Raw genomic sequence first — 18,867 nt, forward strand, 5'->3', positions numbered from 1 at the left:
CAGTGACCATCTCTCTTTTTTTCCTATTGCTGTTGTTGGGTGGATTTGTCGGAATTATGGCAGGCCTATTGGGCATCGGTGGTGGACTGATCATCGTTCCCGCTCTGTTATATCTGCTTCCTCTTATGGGGGTGAGCGTTGAGCTTAGCATGCACATGGCTTTAGCGACCTCATTAGCCAGTATTATCGTAACCTCGGGTTCATCTGCTTTTAATCATCTGACGCTTGGTAATGTCGATAAGTTCGTGGTCAAATGGCTGATTCCCGGTGTGGTATTCGGTGGTTTTTTGGGGGCGAATATCGCTGAATGGATTCCTACTCATTACTTACCCAAAATCTTCGGAATCATTGTTTTATTTCTTGGGTTCCAGATGCTCTATTCGATTAAAGCCATGCATACTAAGCCGATGCCAAGCCGCACAGTGACCACGTTATATGGTGCCGGAATTGGCGTTATTTCAAGCTTAGCAGGGATTGGTGGCGGTTCTTTATCGGTACCATTTTTGAACAAGCATGGTATAGAGATGCGAAAAGCTGTTGGCTCATCGTCCTTATGTGGCTTTATGATTGCTATTTCAGGAATGATTGGATTTGTCTTACATGGCGCTCAAGTCGAAGACTTACCCAGTTATAGCCTTGGCTATGTTTACTTACCTGCTTTATTGGCGATCGCTATGGCATCCATGGTGACAACTCGTGTTGGGGCTAAAATGGCGACTCATTTGCCAACAGCGACGCTCAAAAAGATATTTGCAGTATTTTTGATATTTGTTGCAGCAGCGATGCTGTTGTAAAGTGCACCCGTTAACTATTAATAAGAAGAGAATAATTTATGTCTCAGGGCTACTTTGAATTTCCCAATATTGATCCTGTTCTAGTCTCTATTGGCCCTATTTCTATCCGCTGGTATGGGTTGATGTACCTGATTGGATTTATGTTCGCGTTATGGCTAGCAAACCGTCGTGCAGATAAGCCTGGTAGTGGTTGGACTCGTGAGCAAATTTCTGATTTGTTATTTGCAGGTTTTCTTGGCGTTGTCATTGGTGGACGTGTTGGCTACGTTATTTTTTACAACTTTGATCTTTTCCTAGCCGACCCTCTTTATTTGTTCAAAGTATGGACAGGTGGCATGTCATTCCATGGCGGATTGCTTGGAGTCATTACGGCGATGTTCTGGTATGCGCATAGACATGGCCGCAGCTTTTTTGGTGTCGCCGATTTTGTTGCACCTTTAGTGCCCTTTGGTCTCGGTATGGGAAGAATGGGTAACTTTATGAACGGTGAATTATGGGGAAGAATGACCGATGTCCCTTGGGCAATTGTATTTCCAACGGGTGGTCCTGTCCCGCGTCATCCATCTCAACTGTATGAGATGCTTCTTGAAGGTGTTGTGTTGTTCTTTATTCTTAACTGGTTTATCAAAAAACCACGCCCATTAGGAGCTGTATCAGGGCTATTTTTGGCTGGATATGGTACATTCCGCTTCATCATTGAGTTTTTCCGTGAGCCAGATGCGCAACTTGGCTTGTATGGTGACTACATTTCAATGGGGCAGATCCTCTCGTCACCGATGATCATTTTGGGTATTTTGATGATGATTTGGGCTTACAAACGAGGCCTATATCAAGACAAAGTTCCAGCAGAAAAGAAGTAAGGAATTGGAGTGAAACAGTATTTAGATTTGTGTCAACGCATTGTTGACCAAGGCGTTTGGGTTGAAAATGAACGAACTGGTAAACGCTGCCTGACGGTAATTAACGCCGATCTAACTTATGATGTTGCGAATAACCAATTTCCATTAGTGACAACGCGTAAAAGCTTTTGGAAAGCTGCGGTTGCTGAGCTGCTGGGCTATATTCGTGGTTATGATAATGCCGAAGATTTTCGTCAACTTGGGACAAAAACTTGGGATGCGAATGCCAACCTCAATCAAGCATGGCTGAATAATAAGCACCGTAAAGGCGAAGATGATATGGGCCGAGTCTACGGTGTTCAAGGTCGTGCTTGGGCAAAGCCAGATGGCGGTCATGTCGATCAACTGCGTAAAATTGTCGATGACTTGACTCGTGGAGTGGATGATAGAGGTGAGATTCTCAATTTCTATAACCCTGGCGAGTTTCATATGGGATGCCTAAGGCCATGTATGTACAGTCATCACTTTTCTTTACTTGGGGATACATTGTATCTAAATAGTACTCAGCGTTCTTGTGATGTCCCACTTGGATTGAACTTTAATATGGTTCAAGTCTATGTGTTCTTGGCGATTATGGCTCAGATAACAGGTAAAAAAGCAGGTCAAGCCTATCATAAGCTGGTTAACGCGCACATTTACGAAGATCAGCTTGAGTTAATGCGTGATGTTCAGCTAAAGCGAGAGCCGTTACAAGCGCCGACTTTCCATATCAATCCAGATATTAAATCATTAGAAGATTTAGAAACCTGGGTTACGCTTGACGATTTTTGGGTAGAAGATTATCAACATCATGACCCGATCCGCTATCCGTTTTCGGTTTAATTAAACACGGTTGTTGAGTGTGAGATTGTTGATTGCGAGATCAAAAAAGCTGACCCTTTGGAGTCAGCTTTTTTATTATCAGATGGCGGCTGTTTTAGGCATTTGCTATTGAGTTACAGCCGCACTTTATAGTCGTATCTAGAGTTTAAACACTCAGTGCTAGGATAGTTCCAGGAAGAACTAAAAATACAGCGAGTAGATAACCTGCGACAACCGCTTTGTTTTTGATCGCCATATCTGAAAGGCACTCTGCACACTTAACTGGAATTTCTCGCAACAACGGAATACCAAAGATAAACAGTGTTGCTAGCACATTGAAGGTAAGGTGAACCAAAGCAATTTGTAGGGCAAAAACAGCAAACTCCCCTGATACTGCAGTGGCAGCAAGCAGTGCAGTAATACATGTACCGATATTGGCTCCCAATGTGAATGGGTAGATGTCACGGACTTTCAGGACACCAGAGCCTACAAGAGGTACCATCAAACTTGTGGTGGTAGAAGACGATTGAACTAAGACCGTCACCAGTGAGCCTGATACGATGCCGTGAATTGGACCACGACCAATTGCATTTTTCAAAATATCACGTGCTCTTCCTACCATCAGGCTTTTCATCAATTTACCCATGACAGTGATCGCAACAAAGATAGTACCGATACCCATAGCGATCAGAATAACACCGCCAATGTTGTCACCAAACGTAGACAGTGGCTCTTTGATTGCACTTACTACTGGTTTGGTTATTGGCTTAATGAAGTCAAAGCCTTTCATACTCATATCACCTGCGTTCAGTAAAGGTGATACTAACCAATGAGAGATCTTTTCTAGAATACCAAACATCATTTCGAGAGGTAGGAAGATCAGTACCGCAAGTAGATTAAAGAAGTCATGAATAGTTGCACTTGCGAATGCCCGCTTAAATTCTTCTTTACAACGGACATGACCAAGAGAAACGAGTGTATTGGTCAATGTTGTACCAATGTTTGCACCCATGACCATAGGAATCGCGGTTTCTACTGGAAGGCCGCCAGCCACAAGGCCAACAATAATAGAAGTGACGGTACTGGAAGATTGAATTAATGCAGTGGCCACTAAGCCAATCATTAAACCAGCAATAGGGTGTGAAGCAAATTCAAACAAGACTTTTGCTTGGTCGCCTGTTGCCCATTTGAAGCCGCTACCAATCATAGATACTGCTAAAAGAAGCAGGTACAGCATGAATGCCAAGTTAGCCCAGCGCACCCAGCGAGTCGTGCTCGCAATAGGTTGTGCTGTTGAAGTAGCTTGGTTCATCATAATTTTCTCCGTTGACCTTGAGTTTGTGTGTTTGGTCTGTAGTTGAAACTGTGAGCGATGTTAGTAAAGAAATATTTCATTAATATTACAGTCAGTGAGAGAGGCGTAACTTTTCTAGATTTTATGAAGTATTCCATGAGTTTGCATCTTTAAGTTGCTGATTATAATCATAAGTGTGGTGATTTGTAGCTTTTGGGTGAACAGCGAAAGAGAGACGTCACCTAGGTGTAAACTATGGCTTGTTTAATCTAGAACAAGGCTTCCTTTACCCTGCAAGTTGATGATGATTCTTCTTGGCTTATTTTTTATTAATTAATGGGTTAGAAGTAATATTCTGTAGAACCGAAACAGACATCGCTGGGGAAAGGCAAGTTCTTGGTGTCAAGATTTACTTTTGTTGGAGGCTTAATTAATTTTCTTGAGTTTACCTTTTTATATGACATTATGACGCTATAAACTTCGGAAAAAGTAGTCTTTAATTCTCATCTTGTAGGCTTTATCGAATATTTTGAGCCGTTTTTGAAGTGATTTGGCTATAAAAATATGCCCATAATTATCGACATTAGAGGAAATGAGATGTCCCATTTAAATTACAACCATCTTTATTACTTTTGGATGGTTTGCAAACAAGGCTCTGTCACCAAAGCCGCAGAAGCCCTTTTTTTAACTCCTCAAACTGTCACTGGGCAGATCAAAGCATTAGAAGACCGAATGAAGGGCAAACTCACTAAGCGCAATGGTCGTACGGTAGAACCAACGGAGTTAGGCCAATTAGTTTATAAATATGCGGATCGAATGTTTGGCTTAAGTTATGAAATGCTCGATGTGGTGAACTACAGCCAGCACTCGAATATTTTATTTGAAGTCGGGGTGGCGGATGCGCTTTCAAAGCGTCTTGTTAGCAAAGTATTGATGACAACTGTGCCATCAGACAATCGTATCCACCTGCGCTGTTACGAAGCGACACATGAACTGCTCTTAGAACGTTTATCTCAACATAAACTGGATATGATTTTATCCGATTGCCCCGTTGACTCTACTCAAAGTCCAGGGCTGTATAGTAAAAAGCTTGGTGAGAGTAGCATGAGTTTTTTTGCTTCTTCACCGATCGATAACGTGAGTTTTCCTGCCATTTTAGAGCAAAAGAAGCTTCTTTTACCTGCTGGTCGAACGGCAATGGGTCGAAAGGTGCTGCAATGGTTTGATCATCAAGGTTTGCAGCCAGATATTTTAGGTGAATTTGATGATGTTGCACTAATGAAAGCGTTTGCTCGTTATCATGATGATGTGATTTTTCTTGCACCGACGGTGTATATGTCGGAGATAGAAGATGAGCGAAACCTTCAGCTCATCAGTCATATTGATGACTTAAAAGAAGAGTATTACGTCATTTTTGCTGAACGGATGATACAGCATCCTGCTGTAAAGAGCGTATGTGATGCAAACTTTAGTCAAATGTTTGAATAAACAAGGTTTCGTTGGACTCGCAAATAGATTACTATCAATAAAATTATAACTCAAAACGATAGAATTTATATAATACAGCAACCTTGCCTAGGTTAGGTCAAGTGCGTTGTCGCTAGGAGTCCAGGAGATGAACTTACAAGAAATGGAGAAAAACGCCCCGAAAGCCGTGGTATTACTTAAAGCGATGGCTAATGAAAGGCGATTACAGATTCTTTGCATGCTGCATGACCAAGAGCTATCAGTCGGAGAATTATGTGTAAAATTAGAATTAAGCCAATCGGCTCTGTCACAACACTTGGCTTGGCTTCGTCGAGATCAGCTTGTTACAACACGAAAAGAAGCGCAAACTGTGTTCTATAGTTTGCAAAGTGCTAATGCGAAAGCATTGATTCAGCTACTGCATTCAATTTACTGTGTTGATGTCAACGAAGGTGTTGGTTATTCATAACAAGAGACAACACTTGTTGATACTAAAAAGCTGACAATAATGTCGGCTTTTTTGTTGTTTATTTTTGTGTTCGATGAACAGAAGATATAAAAAAACCGGCAGATGCCGGTTTTTTCTTCACTGTAAGATCAAATTTCTATTAAAGAGCTTTGATTTGTGCAGTGAAACGAGACTTGTGACGAGCTGCTTTATTCTTATGAATAAGGCCTTTAGTCGCCATGCGGTCTAGGATAGGTGTAACTGCAGCAAATGCAGCAGTTGCAGCTTCTTTGTCGCCTGCTTCGATAGCAGCAACAGTTTTCTTCATGTAAGTACGCATCATTGAGCGACGGCTAGCATTGTGCTGACGACGTTTCTCAGCTTGGATAGCGCGCTTCTTAGCAGATTTACTATTTGCCAAGGGTCTAACTCCCAAAAACTTAGTTCTGTGACAATTTAAGGGCGAGGAATATCCCTCATTTGCGCTTAAATGTCAAATGATTTGTGCAAAAACCAATCGTACCCAAAACAAATTTTGGCTAGAGAGGCTATCGCGGTTAAGATGGCGAGGATTCTAACAGCATTTTTAGACCATTGCTAATAATTATCCACTTAGATCGAGTTAGTAGATAGATTTTTAATGCCCATTTAGCGCTTTCAACGATTTATCGAAATCGGGTGAGCCATGTTTAGTGAGATTCTGAGGTAATAGTGAGTAAACGACTGCTCAAATCTGGCATGATCGTCAGTGCCATGACATTAATTTCACGCGTTCTAGGTTTAGTTCGTGATGTAGTAATCGCAAATTTGATGGGCGCAGGCGCGAGTGCCGATGTTTTCTTCTTTGCAAATAAAATCCCTAACTTTTTAAGGCGACTTTTTGCCGAGGGGGCCTTCTCACAAGCATTTGTGCCAGTATTGACTGAAAATCATGCTCAAGGAGATATGGACAAAACCCGAGAATTGATTGCGCGCACGGCGGGTACTTTAGGAGTGATTGTCTCTTTAGTTACACTGCTTGGAGTGATTGGATCGAGTGTAGTGACCGCATTATTTGGTTTTGGTTGGTTTTTAGATTGGCTTCATGGTGGCCCTTCTGCTGAAAAGTTTGAGCTTGCCAGTGTGATGCTTAAAATCACTTTCCCATATTTGTGGTTTATTACCTTTGTTGCACTTTCTGGCTCAATACTGAATACCTTGGGCAAATTTGCCGTCTCTTCTTTTACTCCTGTGTTTTTGAACGTGATGATCATTTTAGCCGCCTGGTTTATCGCCCCACAAATGCCTCAACCGGAGATTGGCTTATCCATTGGTGTTTTCTTAGGTGGCTTGGTGCAATTCCTATTCCAAATTCCTTTTCTTATTCGAGCTGGAGTGATGGTGAAACCTAAGTGGGGGTGGAGAGATCCAGGTGTTGTTAAAATACGAACGTTGATGATTCCCGCATTATTTGGGGTGTCGGTCAGTCAAATAAATTTATTGTTGGATACGTTTATTGCAAGTTTTTTACAATCGGGTTCGATCAGTTGGTTGTATTATTCAGACCGTTTGTTGGAGTTTCCATTAGGTTTATTTGGTATTGCTATTGCGACAGTCGTATTGCCCGCTTTATCGCGTAAGCATGTCGATGCACATAGTGAAGGCTTTGCGCATACGATGGATTGGGGGGTGCGCATGGTGACCTTACTTGGTATTCCTGCCATGCTAGGGTTGATGGTGTTGGCCAAACCTATGCTGATGGTCTTGTTCATGCGGGGTGAATTTTCACCTCAAGATGTTGAGCATGCATCACTTTCATTGCTGGCTTATGCGTCAGGTTTGCTATTCTTTATGTTGATTAAAGTGTTGGCTCCTGGTTATTACTCACGTCAAGATACGAAAACGCCTGTCAAATACGGCATTATTGCGATGTCAACCAACATGGTATTCAATGCGATTTTGGCTTATTTCTATGGCTATGTTGGATTAGCAATGGCAACGGCTTTGTCTGCATTTGTGAATATGGCACTGCTGTATCGTGGTTTGCACATTGCAGGTGTTTATCATATGACGAAACGTACCCTACTGTTTATCTTACGTTTGATGATTGCTGGGGCTGCGATGGTGGCTGTGATTGTCTGGCAGCTTGCCGACATGTCGGTGTGGTTGGATTGGGACTTTGCTCGCCGCGGTGGTACTCTTGGAATGTTGATTGCACTTGGTACGGCCGTTTACCTTGCTGTTGTCTTTTTACTCGGTGTAAGGCTAAAAGACCTAAAAGCTGGGACAGAATAGGGTAGATTAGTATATAATCTGCCAGTTAAACACAGTGCAAATCAAAACAACAGAGGCATAAGCAGTATCCGATGGAACTGATTAGAGGCATTCACAATATCAAGCCACGCCATCATGGCTGTGTGCTGACGATTGGTAACTTTGATGGCGTACATAAAGGACATCAACGAGTACTGCAGCAGTTGTCAGAGAAAGCTGAACAACTGGCTTTACCTTCGGTTGTGATGACGTTCGAGCCCCAACCAATGGAGTTGTTTGCTCGAGATAAAGCGCCAGCAAGGTTAGCACGTCTACGAGACAAATTCGTTCAGCTGAAACACTTTGGCCTTGACCGCTTGTTTTGCGCAGGCTTTAATCGCAGTTTTGCCAATTTAACAGCAGAGCAATTTATCTGTGACTTGTTGGTCAAGCGATTGGGTGTTAAGTTTCTTGTTGTTGGCGATGACTTTTGTTTTGGTAAAGGCCGAACCGGAAGCTTCGCTATGCTGGAGCAGGCTGGCCGAAAGTACGGCTTTGAAGTCGTCAGCACTCAAAGCGTATGCTGGCATGATAAAAGAATCAGTAGCACTGCCATCAGACAAGCACTTGCTCGTGGTGACTTGCGTGCGGCACAAAACATGTTGGGTCGTAACTATAGCATTAGCGGTCGTGTCTCTCACGGGAGAAAGCTGGGGCGAACCATTGGTTTCCCAACCGCGAATATCCCACTAAAACGATGTGTATCTCCTGTTTCTGGGGTCTATGTGGTGCAAGTGCATGGTGTCAGTGAACAACCGATTGGCGGCGTGGCTAATATTGGCCAGCGACCAACGGTAAATGGCATTCGTCAGCAACTTGAAGTGCATCTATTTGACTTCAAGGCTGACCTATATGGCAAACATTTAAACGTCGAACTTTTATATAAACTACGTAATGAAGAAAAGTTTGAATCGTTTGAATTATTGAAAAAACAAATTGAATTGGATGCTGAAGCAGCAAGGGTGTGGCTGCGTCAGCTTAAGCGTTGAACGGTTTATTCCACCGAACAACATAATGTCTAACTTTCGCCCAATATAACGGAATTAAGAATCGATGAGTGAGTATAAAGATACCCTGAATTTACCTGAAACAGGGTTTCCAATGCGCGGCAACTTGGCTAATCGTGAGCCAGAAATGCTAAAGCGTTGGTATAAAGAAGACCTTTACGGTGAGATCCGTAAAGCTAAAAAAGGCAAAAAGTCATTTGTATTACACGATGGCCCTCCTTATGCAAATGGTGATATTCACCTTGGTCACGCACTAAACAAGATTCTTAAAGACATTATTATTAAATCCAAAACACTTTCAGGTTTTGATGCACCTTACGTTCCTGGTTGGGACTGTCATGGTCTACCTATCGAGTTGATGGTAGAAAAGAAAGTAGGCAAACCAGGTCAAAAAGTGACGGCAGCAGAGTTTCGCGAGAAGTGTCGCGAATATGCAGCTGGTCAAGTTGAAGGCCAGAAAGAAAGCTTTAAGCGTCTGGGTGTTATGGGTGAATGGGATAAACCATATCGCACCATGGACTTTGCAACTGAAGCAAACATTGTTCGCGCTCTAGGCAAAATTGCTAGCAAAGGTCACCTATTGAAAGGGTTCAAACCTGTTCATTGGTGTACGGATTGTGGTTCTGCACTTGCAGAAGCAGAAGTCGAGTACAAAGACAAAGTTTCCCCTTCTATTGATGTTCGTTTTAAAGCCGCAGATGAAGCAGCACTGCTAGCTAAATTTGAGCTTACCGAAGGTCACGAAGGGGAAGGCGATGTTTCTATCGTTATTTGGACAACAACGCCATGGACATTGCCTGCAAACCGTGCGGTTTGTTTACGTGATGACCTTGAATATGTGCTTATCCAAGTGGAAGGTGATGAAGCTTCTGAAACAAAACCAGAGCGTATTATTGTCGCATCAGAGTTAGCCAAAGATGTAATGGACCGTGCTGGCATCGAGCATTTCCATAATCTAGGGTTTGCCAAAGGCAGTGAACTTGAGTTAACTCAATTCCAACATCCGTTCTACGACTTCACTGTTCCTGCAATCCTTGGTGACCATGTGACAACGGATTCTGGTACTGGTGTTGTTCATACTGCTCCTGGTCATGGTCAAGAAGACTTTGTGGTTGGTAAAAAATACGACCTAGAAGTGGCGAACCCAGTGGGTTCAAATGGTGTTTACTTACCGGATACTGAGCTATTTGCAGGCCAACATGTATTCAAGGCGAACGGTGCGGTTGTTGATGTTCTAAAAGAAAAAGGTGCGTTACTTCACCACCATGCTTACGAGCACAGCTACCCACACTGCTGGCGCCATAAAACCCCAATCATCTTCCGTGCAACACCTCAATGGTTTGTCTCTATGGATCAAGCAGGCCTACGTGCTAAAGCGCTAGAGTCGATCAAGAATGTTGAATGGATGCCTGAGTGGGGTCAAAGCCGTATTGAAGGGATGATCGAAGGTCGACCTGAGTGGTGTATTTCTCGTCAACGTACATGGGGTGTGCCTATCGCTCTATTTGTACACAAAGAAACGGCAGAGCTTCACCCAAATACGCTGGAGTTGATCGAAAAGGTTGCTCAGCTGGTTGAAGAAAAAGGCATTCAAGCATGGTGGGATGTCGATGCTGCTGAACTTCTTGGTGATGACGCTGCTCAATATGAGAAAGTGCTTGATACACTTGACGTTTGGTTTGATTCTGGTGTGACGCACTCTGCGGTTGTTGACGCTCGTGAAGAATTCAATGGTCACAGCGCTGATCTTTACCTCGAAGGTTCAGATCAACATCGTGGTTGGTTCCAGTCATCTCTGATCTCATCCGTTGCGATGAAAGACGAAGCACCATACAAGCAAGTATTGACCCACGGCTTTGTTGTTGATGGTAAAGGTCACAAAATGTCGAAATCGATTGGTAACGTTGTTTTACCAAAAGATGTGACGAACAAACTAGGTGCCGATATTCTGCGCTTGTGGGTTGCTTCTACAGACTACACAGGTGAAGTGGCAGTCTCGGATGAAATTCTAAAACGTTCAGCGGATGCTTACCGTCGTATTCGTAACACTGCGCGTTTCTTCCTAGCAAACTTAAATGGTTTTAACCCAGCCACTGACATTGTTCCTGCTGAAGAAATGGTGTCGTTGGACCGTTGGGCTGTTGGTCGTGCTCTAGAAGCGCAAGCAGATATCATTAAAGCTTATGAAGACTACAACATTCATGCGGTGACTCAACGTTTAATGCACTTCTGTTCTATCGAAATGGGATCATTCTACCTTGATGTAATCAAAGACCGTCAGTACACCGCGAAACGTGGTGGTCACGCTCAACGCAGTTGTCAGACGGCACTTTATTACATCGTAGAAGCTTTGGTTCGTTGGATGGCGCCAATTATGTCATTCACCGCCGATGAAATCTGGAATGAAATGCCAAGCTTGTTACCGTCTGGTGAGAAGCGTGAAAAATTCGTCTTTACTGGCGAGTGGTTTGACGGGCTATTCGGCCTTGCACAAGGTGAAGAACTGAACAACGAGTTTTGGGCAGAAATTCAAGCAGTGCGTGGTGCGGTGAATAAGCTACTCGAAGATGCTCGTAAAGAAAAAATCATCGGTGGTGCACTTCAAGCCGAAGTTACGCTATTTGCTGATGAAGCGTTGGTGGCAAAACTTAATCAGTTAGAAGATGAGTTGCGTTTTGTTCTATTGACTTCTGGTGCGCATGTTAAGCCATTGAGCGAGAAAACAGACCAAGCAAGTGCAACAGATATCGATGGTCTATGGGTTGAAGTTGCAGCAGCAGCGGGTGAGAAATGTGACCGTTGTTGGCACCATACCGCAGATGTTGGTAGTGTGGCTAACCACGAGAAAATTTGTGGCCGCTGTGCTTCTAACGTTGATGGTGAAGGCGAAGTACGTAAGTTTGCTTAATCCATTGTCTGACTCATTGAGTCGTAAGCGCAAGACGTATTATCTTTAATATCCCACAGCCCCAGTTTTCGCTGGGGCTGTTTGTAGGTGGAGTCATGACAGAGAAAACATTCACATTAAAACAATCAGGGGTTCGCTGGTTGTGGCTAGCGGTTTTAGTTTTTATTGCTGATATCGGCATCAAGTTCTTGGTAATGGATAAGATGGGGTATGGATGGGATCATCGCATCGAAATCCTGCCCTTTTTTAATCTTTTGTACGTGCATAACTATGGCGCTGCTTTTAGCTTCCTCAGTGATCAAGAAGGTTGGCAGCGTTGGTTATTCAGTGCGATCGCATTTGGTGTGACAGGTCTGTTAACTTACTGGATGAGTAAATTACCGGCGACAGAGAAGTGGAATAATATTGCTTATGCTCTAATTATTGGTGGTGCCGTTGGTAATGTGTTTGATCGCATCGTGCATGGTTTTGTGGTTGATTACTTAGATTTCTTCTGGGGTTCCTACCATTGGCCTGCTTTCAATTTGGCGGATTCAACCATTTGTATTGGTGCTGCAATGATCATCTTGGATGGTTTTCGCAAAAAAGGTGTAGAAAAGTAATCACCTCACAATAAAAATTTAAGCGTCGTGCGTTGATTCGTACGACGCTTTTTATTATTTTGTTGCGAGATTAATAAAATAACGAGTGTTCATTCAAGGATGAACGCTTAAGAACAAGGAAGCAATAACGTGAAACCGATTGATACTAACTCCACTGTAACGTTACATTTCTCTATCAAATTGAGCGATGGTTCGGTTGCCGATAGCACCCATAATATGGGTAAACCTGCTCAGTTTGTGATGGGGGATGGCAGCTTAAGTCCAAACTTCGAACAGTGCTTGTTAGGCTTGCAGGTTGATGAACAGAAAAGCATTGAACTGAAAGCAGAAGATGCTTTTGGCCAACCTAACCCAGATAACGTTCATCATATGGATCGTGCGAAGTTTGTGGGTGAAGCGGAGGTCGAAGTGGGAACGATCATGGCATTTACTGGGCCAGATGGTATGGACATTCCGGGTATTATTACCGAGATTGCTGGCGATTCAGTCACAGTAGACTTTAATCACCCTCTTGCAGGACAAGACGTGACTTTCGAAGTTGAGATTTTGTCAGTAGAATAGTTATTGAGAAAAAGATAATTCCAATGGGCAATAAAATGAAAATCTTGTTAGCTAACCCACGTGGCTTCTGTGCAGGTGTTGATCGTGCAATCAGCATTGTAGAGCGTGCACTAGAAATGTATCAGCCACCAATTTATGTGAGACATGAAGTGGTCCACAATCGTTATGTGGTTGAAGGTTTAAAACAGCGTGGTGCTATCTTCGTTGAGGAATTACATGAAGTTCCAGATAACAATATTGTGATTTTTTCTGCGCATGGTGTTTCTCAGGCGGTTCGACAAGAGGCTAAATCTCGTGATCTCACCGTATTTGATGCAACTTGTCCTTTAGTGACCAAAGTTCATATGGAAGTGGCTCGCGCGAGTCGACGTAATATGGAAGTGGTGCTTATTGGCCATGCAGGCCATCCTGAAGTGGAAGGTACTATGGGTCAGTACGCTAGTAAAACTGGGGGCATGTACCTTGTTGAAACACCGGCAGATGTTGTCAAACTTAAAGCCGTAGTAAAAGATCCTTCGGACTTACATTACGTGAGCCAAACGACGCTTTCTGTTGATGAAACCGCCGATGTCATCGAAGAGCTCAGACGTGTTTTTCCTGATATTCAAGGTCCTCGCAAAGACGATATCTGTTATGCGACTCAGAACCGTCAAGATGCGGTTCGTGAGTTGTCTGGTGACGTTGATGTGATGATTGTTGTAGGCTCTAAAAACTCTTCGAACTCTACTCGTCTTAAAGAGCTTGCAGAAAAATTAGGTACGCCAGGTTATTTGACTGATTGTCCTGAGGACATTCAGCCGGAGTGGTTTACTAATAAAGCGAAAGTGGGCGTGACTGCGGGAGCATCAGCCCCAGAAGAGTTGGTGAATCAAATTTTAGAGCGCATCAAATCACTGGTCGGAGCCGAAGCGGTCGATGAAGTGCTGGGTCGCGAAGAAAATATGTTTTTTGAAGTCCCTAAAGAGCTGCAAATTAAGCAAGTCGATTAAACTGGATTGAATGTTGAAAAAAGCGACCAATGTGTCGCTTTTTTGTTTCTTGTGTTTCTGCGTTGTGAGGGAGTCGATGATTTTGTCACGCGGGATGACTGGTGAGTATGCAACGTACTCGACTTAATGAGTAATCCCTATCATTTCTTTTAAAGTCTTTAAATAACGTCGACTTACTGGTATTTCAAACCCAGTTCGGGTGATGATCTCGGCCAGTCCATTTTCTAGTAATTTAATTTCGTGAATGGCTTGGATGTTGACAAGGTATTGGCGGTGACAACGAACGAGAGCCGTTCTTTCTTCGAGTGTTTTCAGGGTGAGCTGAGTGCTCACGGTTTGATTCTCTGAGTGGATATGAACACCACGAATATCACTGTAAGCACATTCAACGGCAGCGGTTGCAACCAGCACAATTCGGTTGTGGCCCATACATGGAATTTGTTTAAGGCTATCTGGGGCGATCTTGGCGATGGGTTGGACTAAAGTATGTTGCTGAATCGCTTTGTTCAATCGTGTCACTGTTTTGTGGAGGCGCTGAGGATCAACAGGTTTAAGTAAGTAATCAAAGGCATTATCTTCGAAAGCTTGAATCGCATATTGATCGTAAGCTGTGATAAATACCACATAAGGCATTGTTTCAGGATCAAGCATACTCAGGAGTTCAATTCCTGAGACTTGAGGCATTTGTATGTCAAGAAACACAACATCTGGTTTCAACTCATTGATCTTTTTTAGCCCCACAATGGCGTTAGAGGCTTCACCAATGACTTTAATTTGGCCCGTTTCGTTTAATAATTCAGTCAACTCCTCACGAGCAAACTGTTCATCATCAATGACAAGAGCGGTTAACATTTTACTTCACCTTTCCTAAGCGGTTTATCGTTAGGCGTGGCATAACCTAAGATACTGGGATGATAAAACTCATTTTAGTAAATTGATGCCTTTTATAAGCGATTTTTAGCGTTGAATCACTGCCAAATTGATGAGAAAGGCGTTTGGCAACGATTTCCATGCCTAAACCGGTATGATTTTCTACTGGAGGCTGATAGTAACCCGCATTATCTTCGACGGTGATCAGATAACCTTTTGGATGTGGCTGGCTGTATATTTTTACTTTGCCATTTTCAAGTAAGTGAGCGATACCATGCTTAATGGCGTTTTCAACTAAAGGCTGAAGCGTGAAGCTCGGTAGTCTGATATCGAGCAACTCAGGCTGAACATCAATCTCTACTTCTAAGCGATCTGTAAAGCGCGCTTTTTCAATTGATAGATAAGCGTTTACATGTGCAAGTTCTTCTTTGAGCGTCACAGTATCGATATTTTGTTTGAGGTTACTGCGAAAGAAATGTGATAAGTCCTGAATCAATTTACGTGCTTTATCAGGATCTCGGCGTGTAATGGCACTGATGGTATTGAGAGCATTAAAGAGAAAGTGTGGGTTAACTTGTGCATGCAGTAACTTAATTTCAGCTTGAGCTAACAGTGTTTGTTGCTGCTGATAGTCACCATATAAGATCTGGCTTGATAGCAGCTGAGCAATCCCCTCAGCCATCGACATATTAGCTGTTGAGAAGAGTTTACGTTTGGGCTCATAGAGTTTGATGGTACCAACCACGTCTTTACCAGCATGCAATGGAATGATTAGGGCAGAACCTAATTTACAATCAGGCGCTAGTGAACACTGATAGGTACGCTCGCTACCATCAAGGTAAATGATGTCATTTTTTTCCATTGAATCAAGCGTGCTTTGTGAAGAAATTGGGGTATTTGGCTTATGGTGATCATCACCGATCCCCACGAAAGCCAAAATCTTTTCTTGGTCAGTAATCGCAACGGCTCCAACTTTGGTTTCTTCATAGATGATACGGGCAATTTTCTCGGCGTTATCACTGTTAAATCCGTTGCTGAGTATACCTACTGAGCGGTCGGCAATACTCAGGGCTCTGCGAGAGAAAGCGGCAGAATATTTTTCAAAAATGGTTTTACGATCTTGTAGGATACTCATAAATAAAGAGGCCCCAACAGAGTTCGCTATGATCATGGGAGCGGCAATTGCTGAGACCAGTTCATAGGCTTGGTTAAATGGTTTCGCGACGGTGAGTAGGAGGATCATTTGAACTACTTCAGCTAAAAAAGTAATGCCAAACACGATGCTAGGTCTGAATAACATTGACGTTTTATTATTCTTGACAAAGTACAGGTGAAGTAATCCTCCAATCAAGCCTTCTGCTGTGGTTGAAATAGCACAAGCAATGTCGGTAAAGCCACCTAGTGTGTAACGATGGATACCACCAGTTAATCCAACCGCAAAACCTACGACAGGGCCACCAAAAAGTCCTCCCATTACCGCACCAATTGCTCGTGTATTAGCAATCGCATCATTGATTTGTAGACCAAAGTAGGTACCTAAAACACAAAAGCCGGAGAACAGTATGTAACAAAGAATACGATGGCTTAGACGTGAAGAAATGCTCAGAAGAGGGAGGATGAGCGGTGTCTTACTCAACATATAAGCTAAGACTAAGTAAACGCACATTTGTTGTAAAAGAGAGAGGATCAATTCCATGGTGAGCCTAAACCGAGAAGTAATAATCTTATTGTAACTGAGAAGAGAAATAAAAAAGAGCCTGCGCAGGGCAGGCTCTGAAGCTTATCTATCGTTGATAACGAATGCATCGATATCGGCGTATTTATGCGGACTCTGACGCGATGTTTGGTTTCTCTTCATCAGCAAGATTGCTTTCACCTTTGCCTTTCGACACTTTGATAACGTAAGCCGTGGCCGCTAAAGCGAATAGAATGCCAGCTATGGTTGAGATTTGCATCGGCAAACCAAAGCCCAGTGAGCTGTTGTTGAGAATGAAAGTCACACATACTGTCGTCATAAAAATGGCGGGTACAGTGGTAATCCAATGGAACTTGTTATGGCGAAGCAGGTAAGCTGATGCTGTCCAAAGCATCATGACTGCGGTTGTTTGGTTAGCGAAGCCAAAGTAGCGCCAGATGATGCCAAAGTCTACTTGAGTTAAGATACCGCCAAGCACGAATAACGGCATTGCCATAAGCAGACGGTTACGCAGCGTTTTTTGCTCCATGCCAAAGTATTCTGCAAGGATCAGACGGCTAGAACGAAATGCAGTATCTCCAGAAGTGATCGGTAAAATAACCACACCAAGGAAGGCAACAATACCGCCAAAGACCCCTAGGAGACCAAAAGAAGAACTATATACAACGTTACCAGGACCACCATTTTTCACCGCTTCTGAGAGTCCCTCTAGTGAACCAAAGAAAGATAGGGCAATAGCACACCAGATAAGAGCGATGATACCTTCACCAATCATTGCACCGTAAAAAACAAAGCGCCCATTTTTCTCATTCTCCATGCAACGCGCCATCAGAGGTGATTGAGTGGCATGGAAGCCTGAAATCGCACCACATGCGATGGTGATAAACAGGGCTGGCCACAATGGCATATCATTAGGATTCAAGTTAGTGAGCATATCTGCGAAAGCGAAGTCACCCATAACCTTGTGCTCGCTAGAGACAGCGATAGCGGTCATCAGACCGACAGACATAAAGATCAGAAGTGCGCCAAAGAGAGGGTAAAAGCGACCAATGATTTTATCGACCGGTACGATTGTCGCGATAATGTAGTACGCAAAGATCACGACAACCATGGTCGTCATATTGACGGATAAGCTGGTTTGTTCGTTGATAAGGTTGGTGATCATACCTGCAGGTGCAGAAACAAACACAACCCCTACAAGTAGCAATAAGACAATAGCAAAAATGTTCATAAAGTGTTTTGCGCCATTGCCTAGATAACGACCTGTTATTGTCGGGACTGATGCTCCGCCGTTACGAACCGAAAGCATACCTGAGAAGTAGTCATGTACTGCCCCTGCAAAGATACAGCCTAAAACAATCCAAAGCATGGCAGCTGGACCATAAAGCGCGCCCATGATTGGGCCAAAAATAGGGCCAACGCCAGCAATATTAAGCAGTTGAACGAGGTAAACACGTTTGGTTGACATTGGTACATAGTCAACGCCATCGGTTTTGGTGTGGGCTGGGGTTTGGCGATTCTCATTGATACCGAAAATCTTTTCAACGAAAGCGCCGTAGATAAAGTATCCGCCGATGAGGGCTGCGACACAGGTTAAAAACCACATCATAGCAGTTGTCCTTGGTTAAGTTGGATGGATAGTACATTTACTGATCATGGTATCACTAAATAAAACCTGCACATTCGCTGAGTGAATGAGTGGTCAAATAGGAAAATGAGTGGTCGATATTAAAGATAAGCGGTCTAGCTTATGTGACTGCGTTAAAAACGTTGGCACGTAAGAGATATCCAGAAAATCATGCTCTTTAGTGGTAAGCTTTTTAGACAAGAATCTAGTAATAAATCGGTAAGAAAAATGATAAAAAAGAAAATGTTAAGTTTGTTATTTATTTCACTATCAGGGTGTGTTTCAACCACGGAAGAGCTAGTAAAGGCGGGGGATTGGTATCAGGTTGGCTACCAAGACGGTGTCGTGGGACGTCCAGCGCGTACCGTTAAAGAGTTGAGTCGTCTTGGTCAAGTACAACAAGGAGACTATGACCAAGGCTATCTAAAAGGGGTAACGGAGTATTGTAATCCAGAGTTTGCTTATCAAATTGGGCTCTCTGGCCAATACTATGAAGGGGTGTGTGAGGGGACTCCTCAATCGCAGCAATTTCGTATGGAGTGGCAACGAGGCTGGGACAGTTATAACGATTAGCCGCGACATTATGCTCAGCAGTCAGCAAAATAAATGGTT

At 43.2% G+C, this 18,867-nt stretch carries 17 protein-coding genes; 12 read left to right on the forward strand and 5 right to left on the reverse strand.

Annotation, left to right across the window (positions count from 1 at the left end; translation table 11 throughout):
* The first annotated feature begins 2 nt into the window (after positions 1-2).
* From BS333_RS02450 to BS333_RS02460, 3 genes are read left to right on the forward strand one after another with little or no spacing between them, the layout of a single operon-like run.
* Positions 3-794 (forward strand): sulfite exporter TauE/SafE family protein, encoded by a 792-nt coding sequence (locus tag BS333_RS02450; RefSeq protein ID WP_021710247.1) that lies wholly within the window; start codon positions 3-5, stop codon positions 792-794.
* 38 nt (positions 795-832) lie between these two features.
* Positions 833-1,654, forward strand: coding sequence for a prolipoprotein diacylglyceryl transferase (lgt, locus tag BS333_RS02455; protein WP_021710248.1), 822 nt, complete (start codon positions 833-835; stop codon positions 1,652-1,654).
* Positions 1,655-1,663: 9 nt separating this feature from the next.
* Complete coding sequence (locus BS333_RS02460; protein WP_021710249.1) at positions 1,664-2,515, forward strand: thymidylate synthase; 852 nt, start codon at positions 1,664-1,666, stop codon at positions 2,513-2,515.
* A 145-nt stretch (positions 2,516-2,660) separates the two neighbouring features.
* On the opposite strand, the gene BS333_RS02465 is transcribed toward BS333_RS02460, so the two are convergent.
* Positions 2,661-3,806 (reverse strand): Na/Pi symporter, encoded by a 1,146-nt coding sequence (locus tag BS333_RS02465; RefSeq protein WP_033003965.1) that lies wholly within the window; start codon positions 3,804-3,806, stop codon positions 2,661-2,663.
* A gap of 579 nt (positions 3,807-4,385) precedes the next feature.
* Between BS333_RS02465 and nhaR the strand changes: the two genes are divergently transcribed.
* Both nhaR and BS333_RS02475 read left to right on the forward strand, forming a co-directional pair.
* Positions 4,386-5,276, forward strand: coding sequence for a transcriptional activator NhaR (gene nhaR, locus BS333_RS02470; protein ID WP_021710251.1), 891 nt, complete (start codon positions 4,386-4,388; stop codon positions 5,274-5,276).
* Between the two features lie 127 nt (positions 5,277-5,403).
* Entirely contained in the window at positions 5,404-5,724 is a 321-nt protein-coding gene (locus BS333_RS02475) for an ArsR/SmtB family transcription factor (protein WP_021710252.1), read from the forward strand.
* A 139-nt stretch (positions 5,725-5,863) separates the two neighbouring features.
* Here the strand turns inward: BS333_RS02475 and rpsT are convergent, their stop codons facing one another.
* Positions 5,864-6,124: a 30S ribosomal protein S20 gene (gene rpsT, locus BS333_RS02480; RefSeq protein WP_005447926.1), complete on the reverse strand. Its 261-nt coding sequence runs from the start codon at positions 6,122-6,124 to the stop codon at positions 5,864-5,866.
* A 290-nt stretch (positions 6,125-6,414) separates the two neighbouring features.
* Here rpsT and murJ point away from each other — a divergent pair, with 290 nt between their 5' ends.
* The 6 genes from murJ (at position 6,415) to ispH (ending at position 14,062) form a co-directional block, all read left to right on the forward strand.
* The gene (gene murJ / locus BS333_RS02485) at positions 6,415-7,977 is read left to right on the forward strand and encodes a murein biosynthesis integral membrane protein MurJ (protein WP_021710253.1); all 1,563 of its coding nucleotides are present in this window, start codon (positions 6,415-6,417) and stop codon (positions 7,975-7,977) included.
* A gap of 71 nt (positions 7,978-8,048) precedes the next feature.
* Positions 8,049-8,984: a bifunctional riboflavin kinase/FAD synthetase gene (gene ribF / locus BS333_RS02490; protein ID WP_021710254.1), complete on the forward strand. Its 936-nt coding sequence runs from the start codon at positions 8,049-8,051 to the stop codon at positions 8,982-8,984.
* A 64-nt stretch (positions 8,985-9,048) separates the two neighbouring features.
* Positions 9,049-11,910, forward strand: coding sequence for an isoleucine--tRNA ligase (gene ileS / locus BS333_RS02495; RefSeq protein WP_021710255.1), 2,862 nt, complete (start codon positions 9,049-9,051; stop codon positions 11,908-11,910).
* 95 nt (positions 11,911-12,005) lie between these two features.
* The gene (lspA, locus tag BS333_RS02500) at positions 12,006-12,512 is read left to right on the forward strand and encodes a signal peptidase II (protein WP_021710256.1); all 507 of its coding nucleotides are present in this window, start codon (positions 12,006-12,008) and stop codon (positions 12,510-12,512) included.
* A gap of 129 nt (positions 12,513-12,641) precedes the next feature.
* Positions 12,642-13,073: an FKBP-type peptidyl-prolyl cis-trans isomerase gene (fkpB, locus tag BS333_RS02505; protein WP_021710257.1), complete on the forward strand. Its 432-nt coding sequence runs from the start codon at positions 12,642-12,644 to the stop codon at positions 13,071-13,073.
* A gap of 23 nt (positions 13,074-13,096) precedes the next feature.
* Complete coding sequence (ispH, locus tag BS333_RS02510; protein ID WP_021710258.1) at positions 13,097-14,062, forward strand: 4-hydroxy-3-methylbut-2-enyl diphosphate reductase; 966 nt, start codon at positions 13,097-13,099, stop codon at positions 14,060-14,062.
* Positions 14,063-14,185: 123 nt separating this feature from the next.
* On the opposite strand, the gene btsR is transcribed toward ispH, so the two are convergent.
* The 3 genes from btsR to BS333_RS02525 all read right to left on the reverse strand — a co-directional run bounded on the left by btsR (position 14,186) and on the right by BS333_RS02525 (position 18,237).
* Positions 14,186-14,914: a two-component system response regulator BtsR gene (btsR, locus tag BS333_RS02515; protein WP_021710259.1), complete on the reverse strand. Its 729-nt coding sequence runs from the start codon at positions 14,912-14,914 to the stop codon at positions 14,186-14,188.
* Between the two features lie 46 nt (positions 14,915-14,960).
* Positions 14,961-16,628 carry a sensor histidine kinase gene (locus BS333_RS02520; RefSeq protein ID WP_021710260.1) on the reverse strand — a complete coding sequence of 556 codons (1,668 nt, stop codon included), beginning with the start codon at positions 16,626-16,628 and terminating at the stop codon, positions 14,961-14,963.
* Positions 16,629-16,752: 124 nt separating this feature from the next.
* A complete protein-coding gene (locus BS333_RS02525) occupies positions 16,753-18,237 on the reverse strand; it encodes a carbon starvation CstA family protein (RefSeq protein WP_021710261.1) in 1,485 nt (494 codons plus the stop codon).
* A gap of 249 nt (positions 18,238-18,486) precedes the next feature.
* Here BS333_RS02525 and BS333_RS02530 point away from each other — a divergent pair, with 249 nt between their 5' ends.
* Positions 18,487-18,828 carry a DUF2799 domain-containing protein gene (locus BS333_RS02530; RefSeq protein ID WP_173391656.1) on the forward strand — a complete coding sequence of 114 codons (342 nt, stop codon included), beginning with the start codon at positions 18,487-18,489 and terminating at the stop codon, positions 18,826-18,828.
* The last annotated feature ends 39 nt before the right edge of the window (positions 18,829-18,867 follow it).

Source organism: Vibrio azureus (genome assembly GCF_002849855.1).
Classification (GTDB): Bacteria; Pseudomonadota; Gammaproteobacteria; order Enterobacterales; family Vibrionaceae; genus Vibrio; species Vibrio azureus.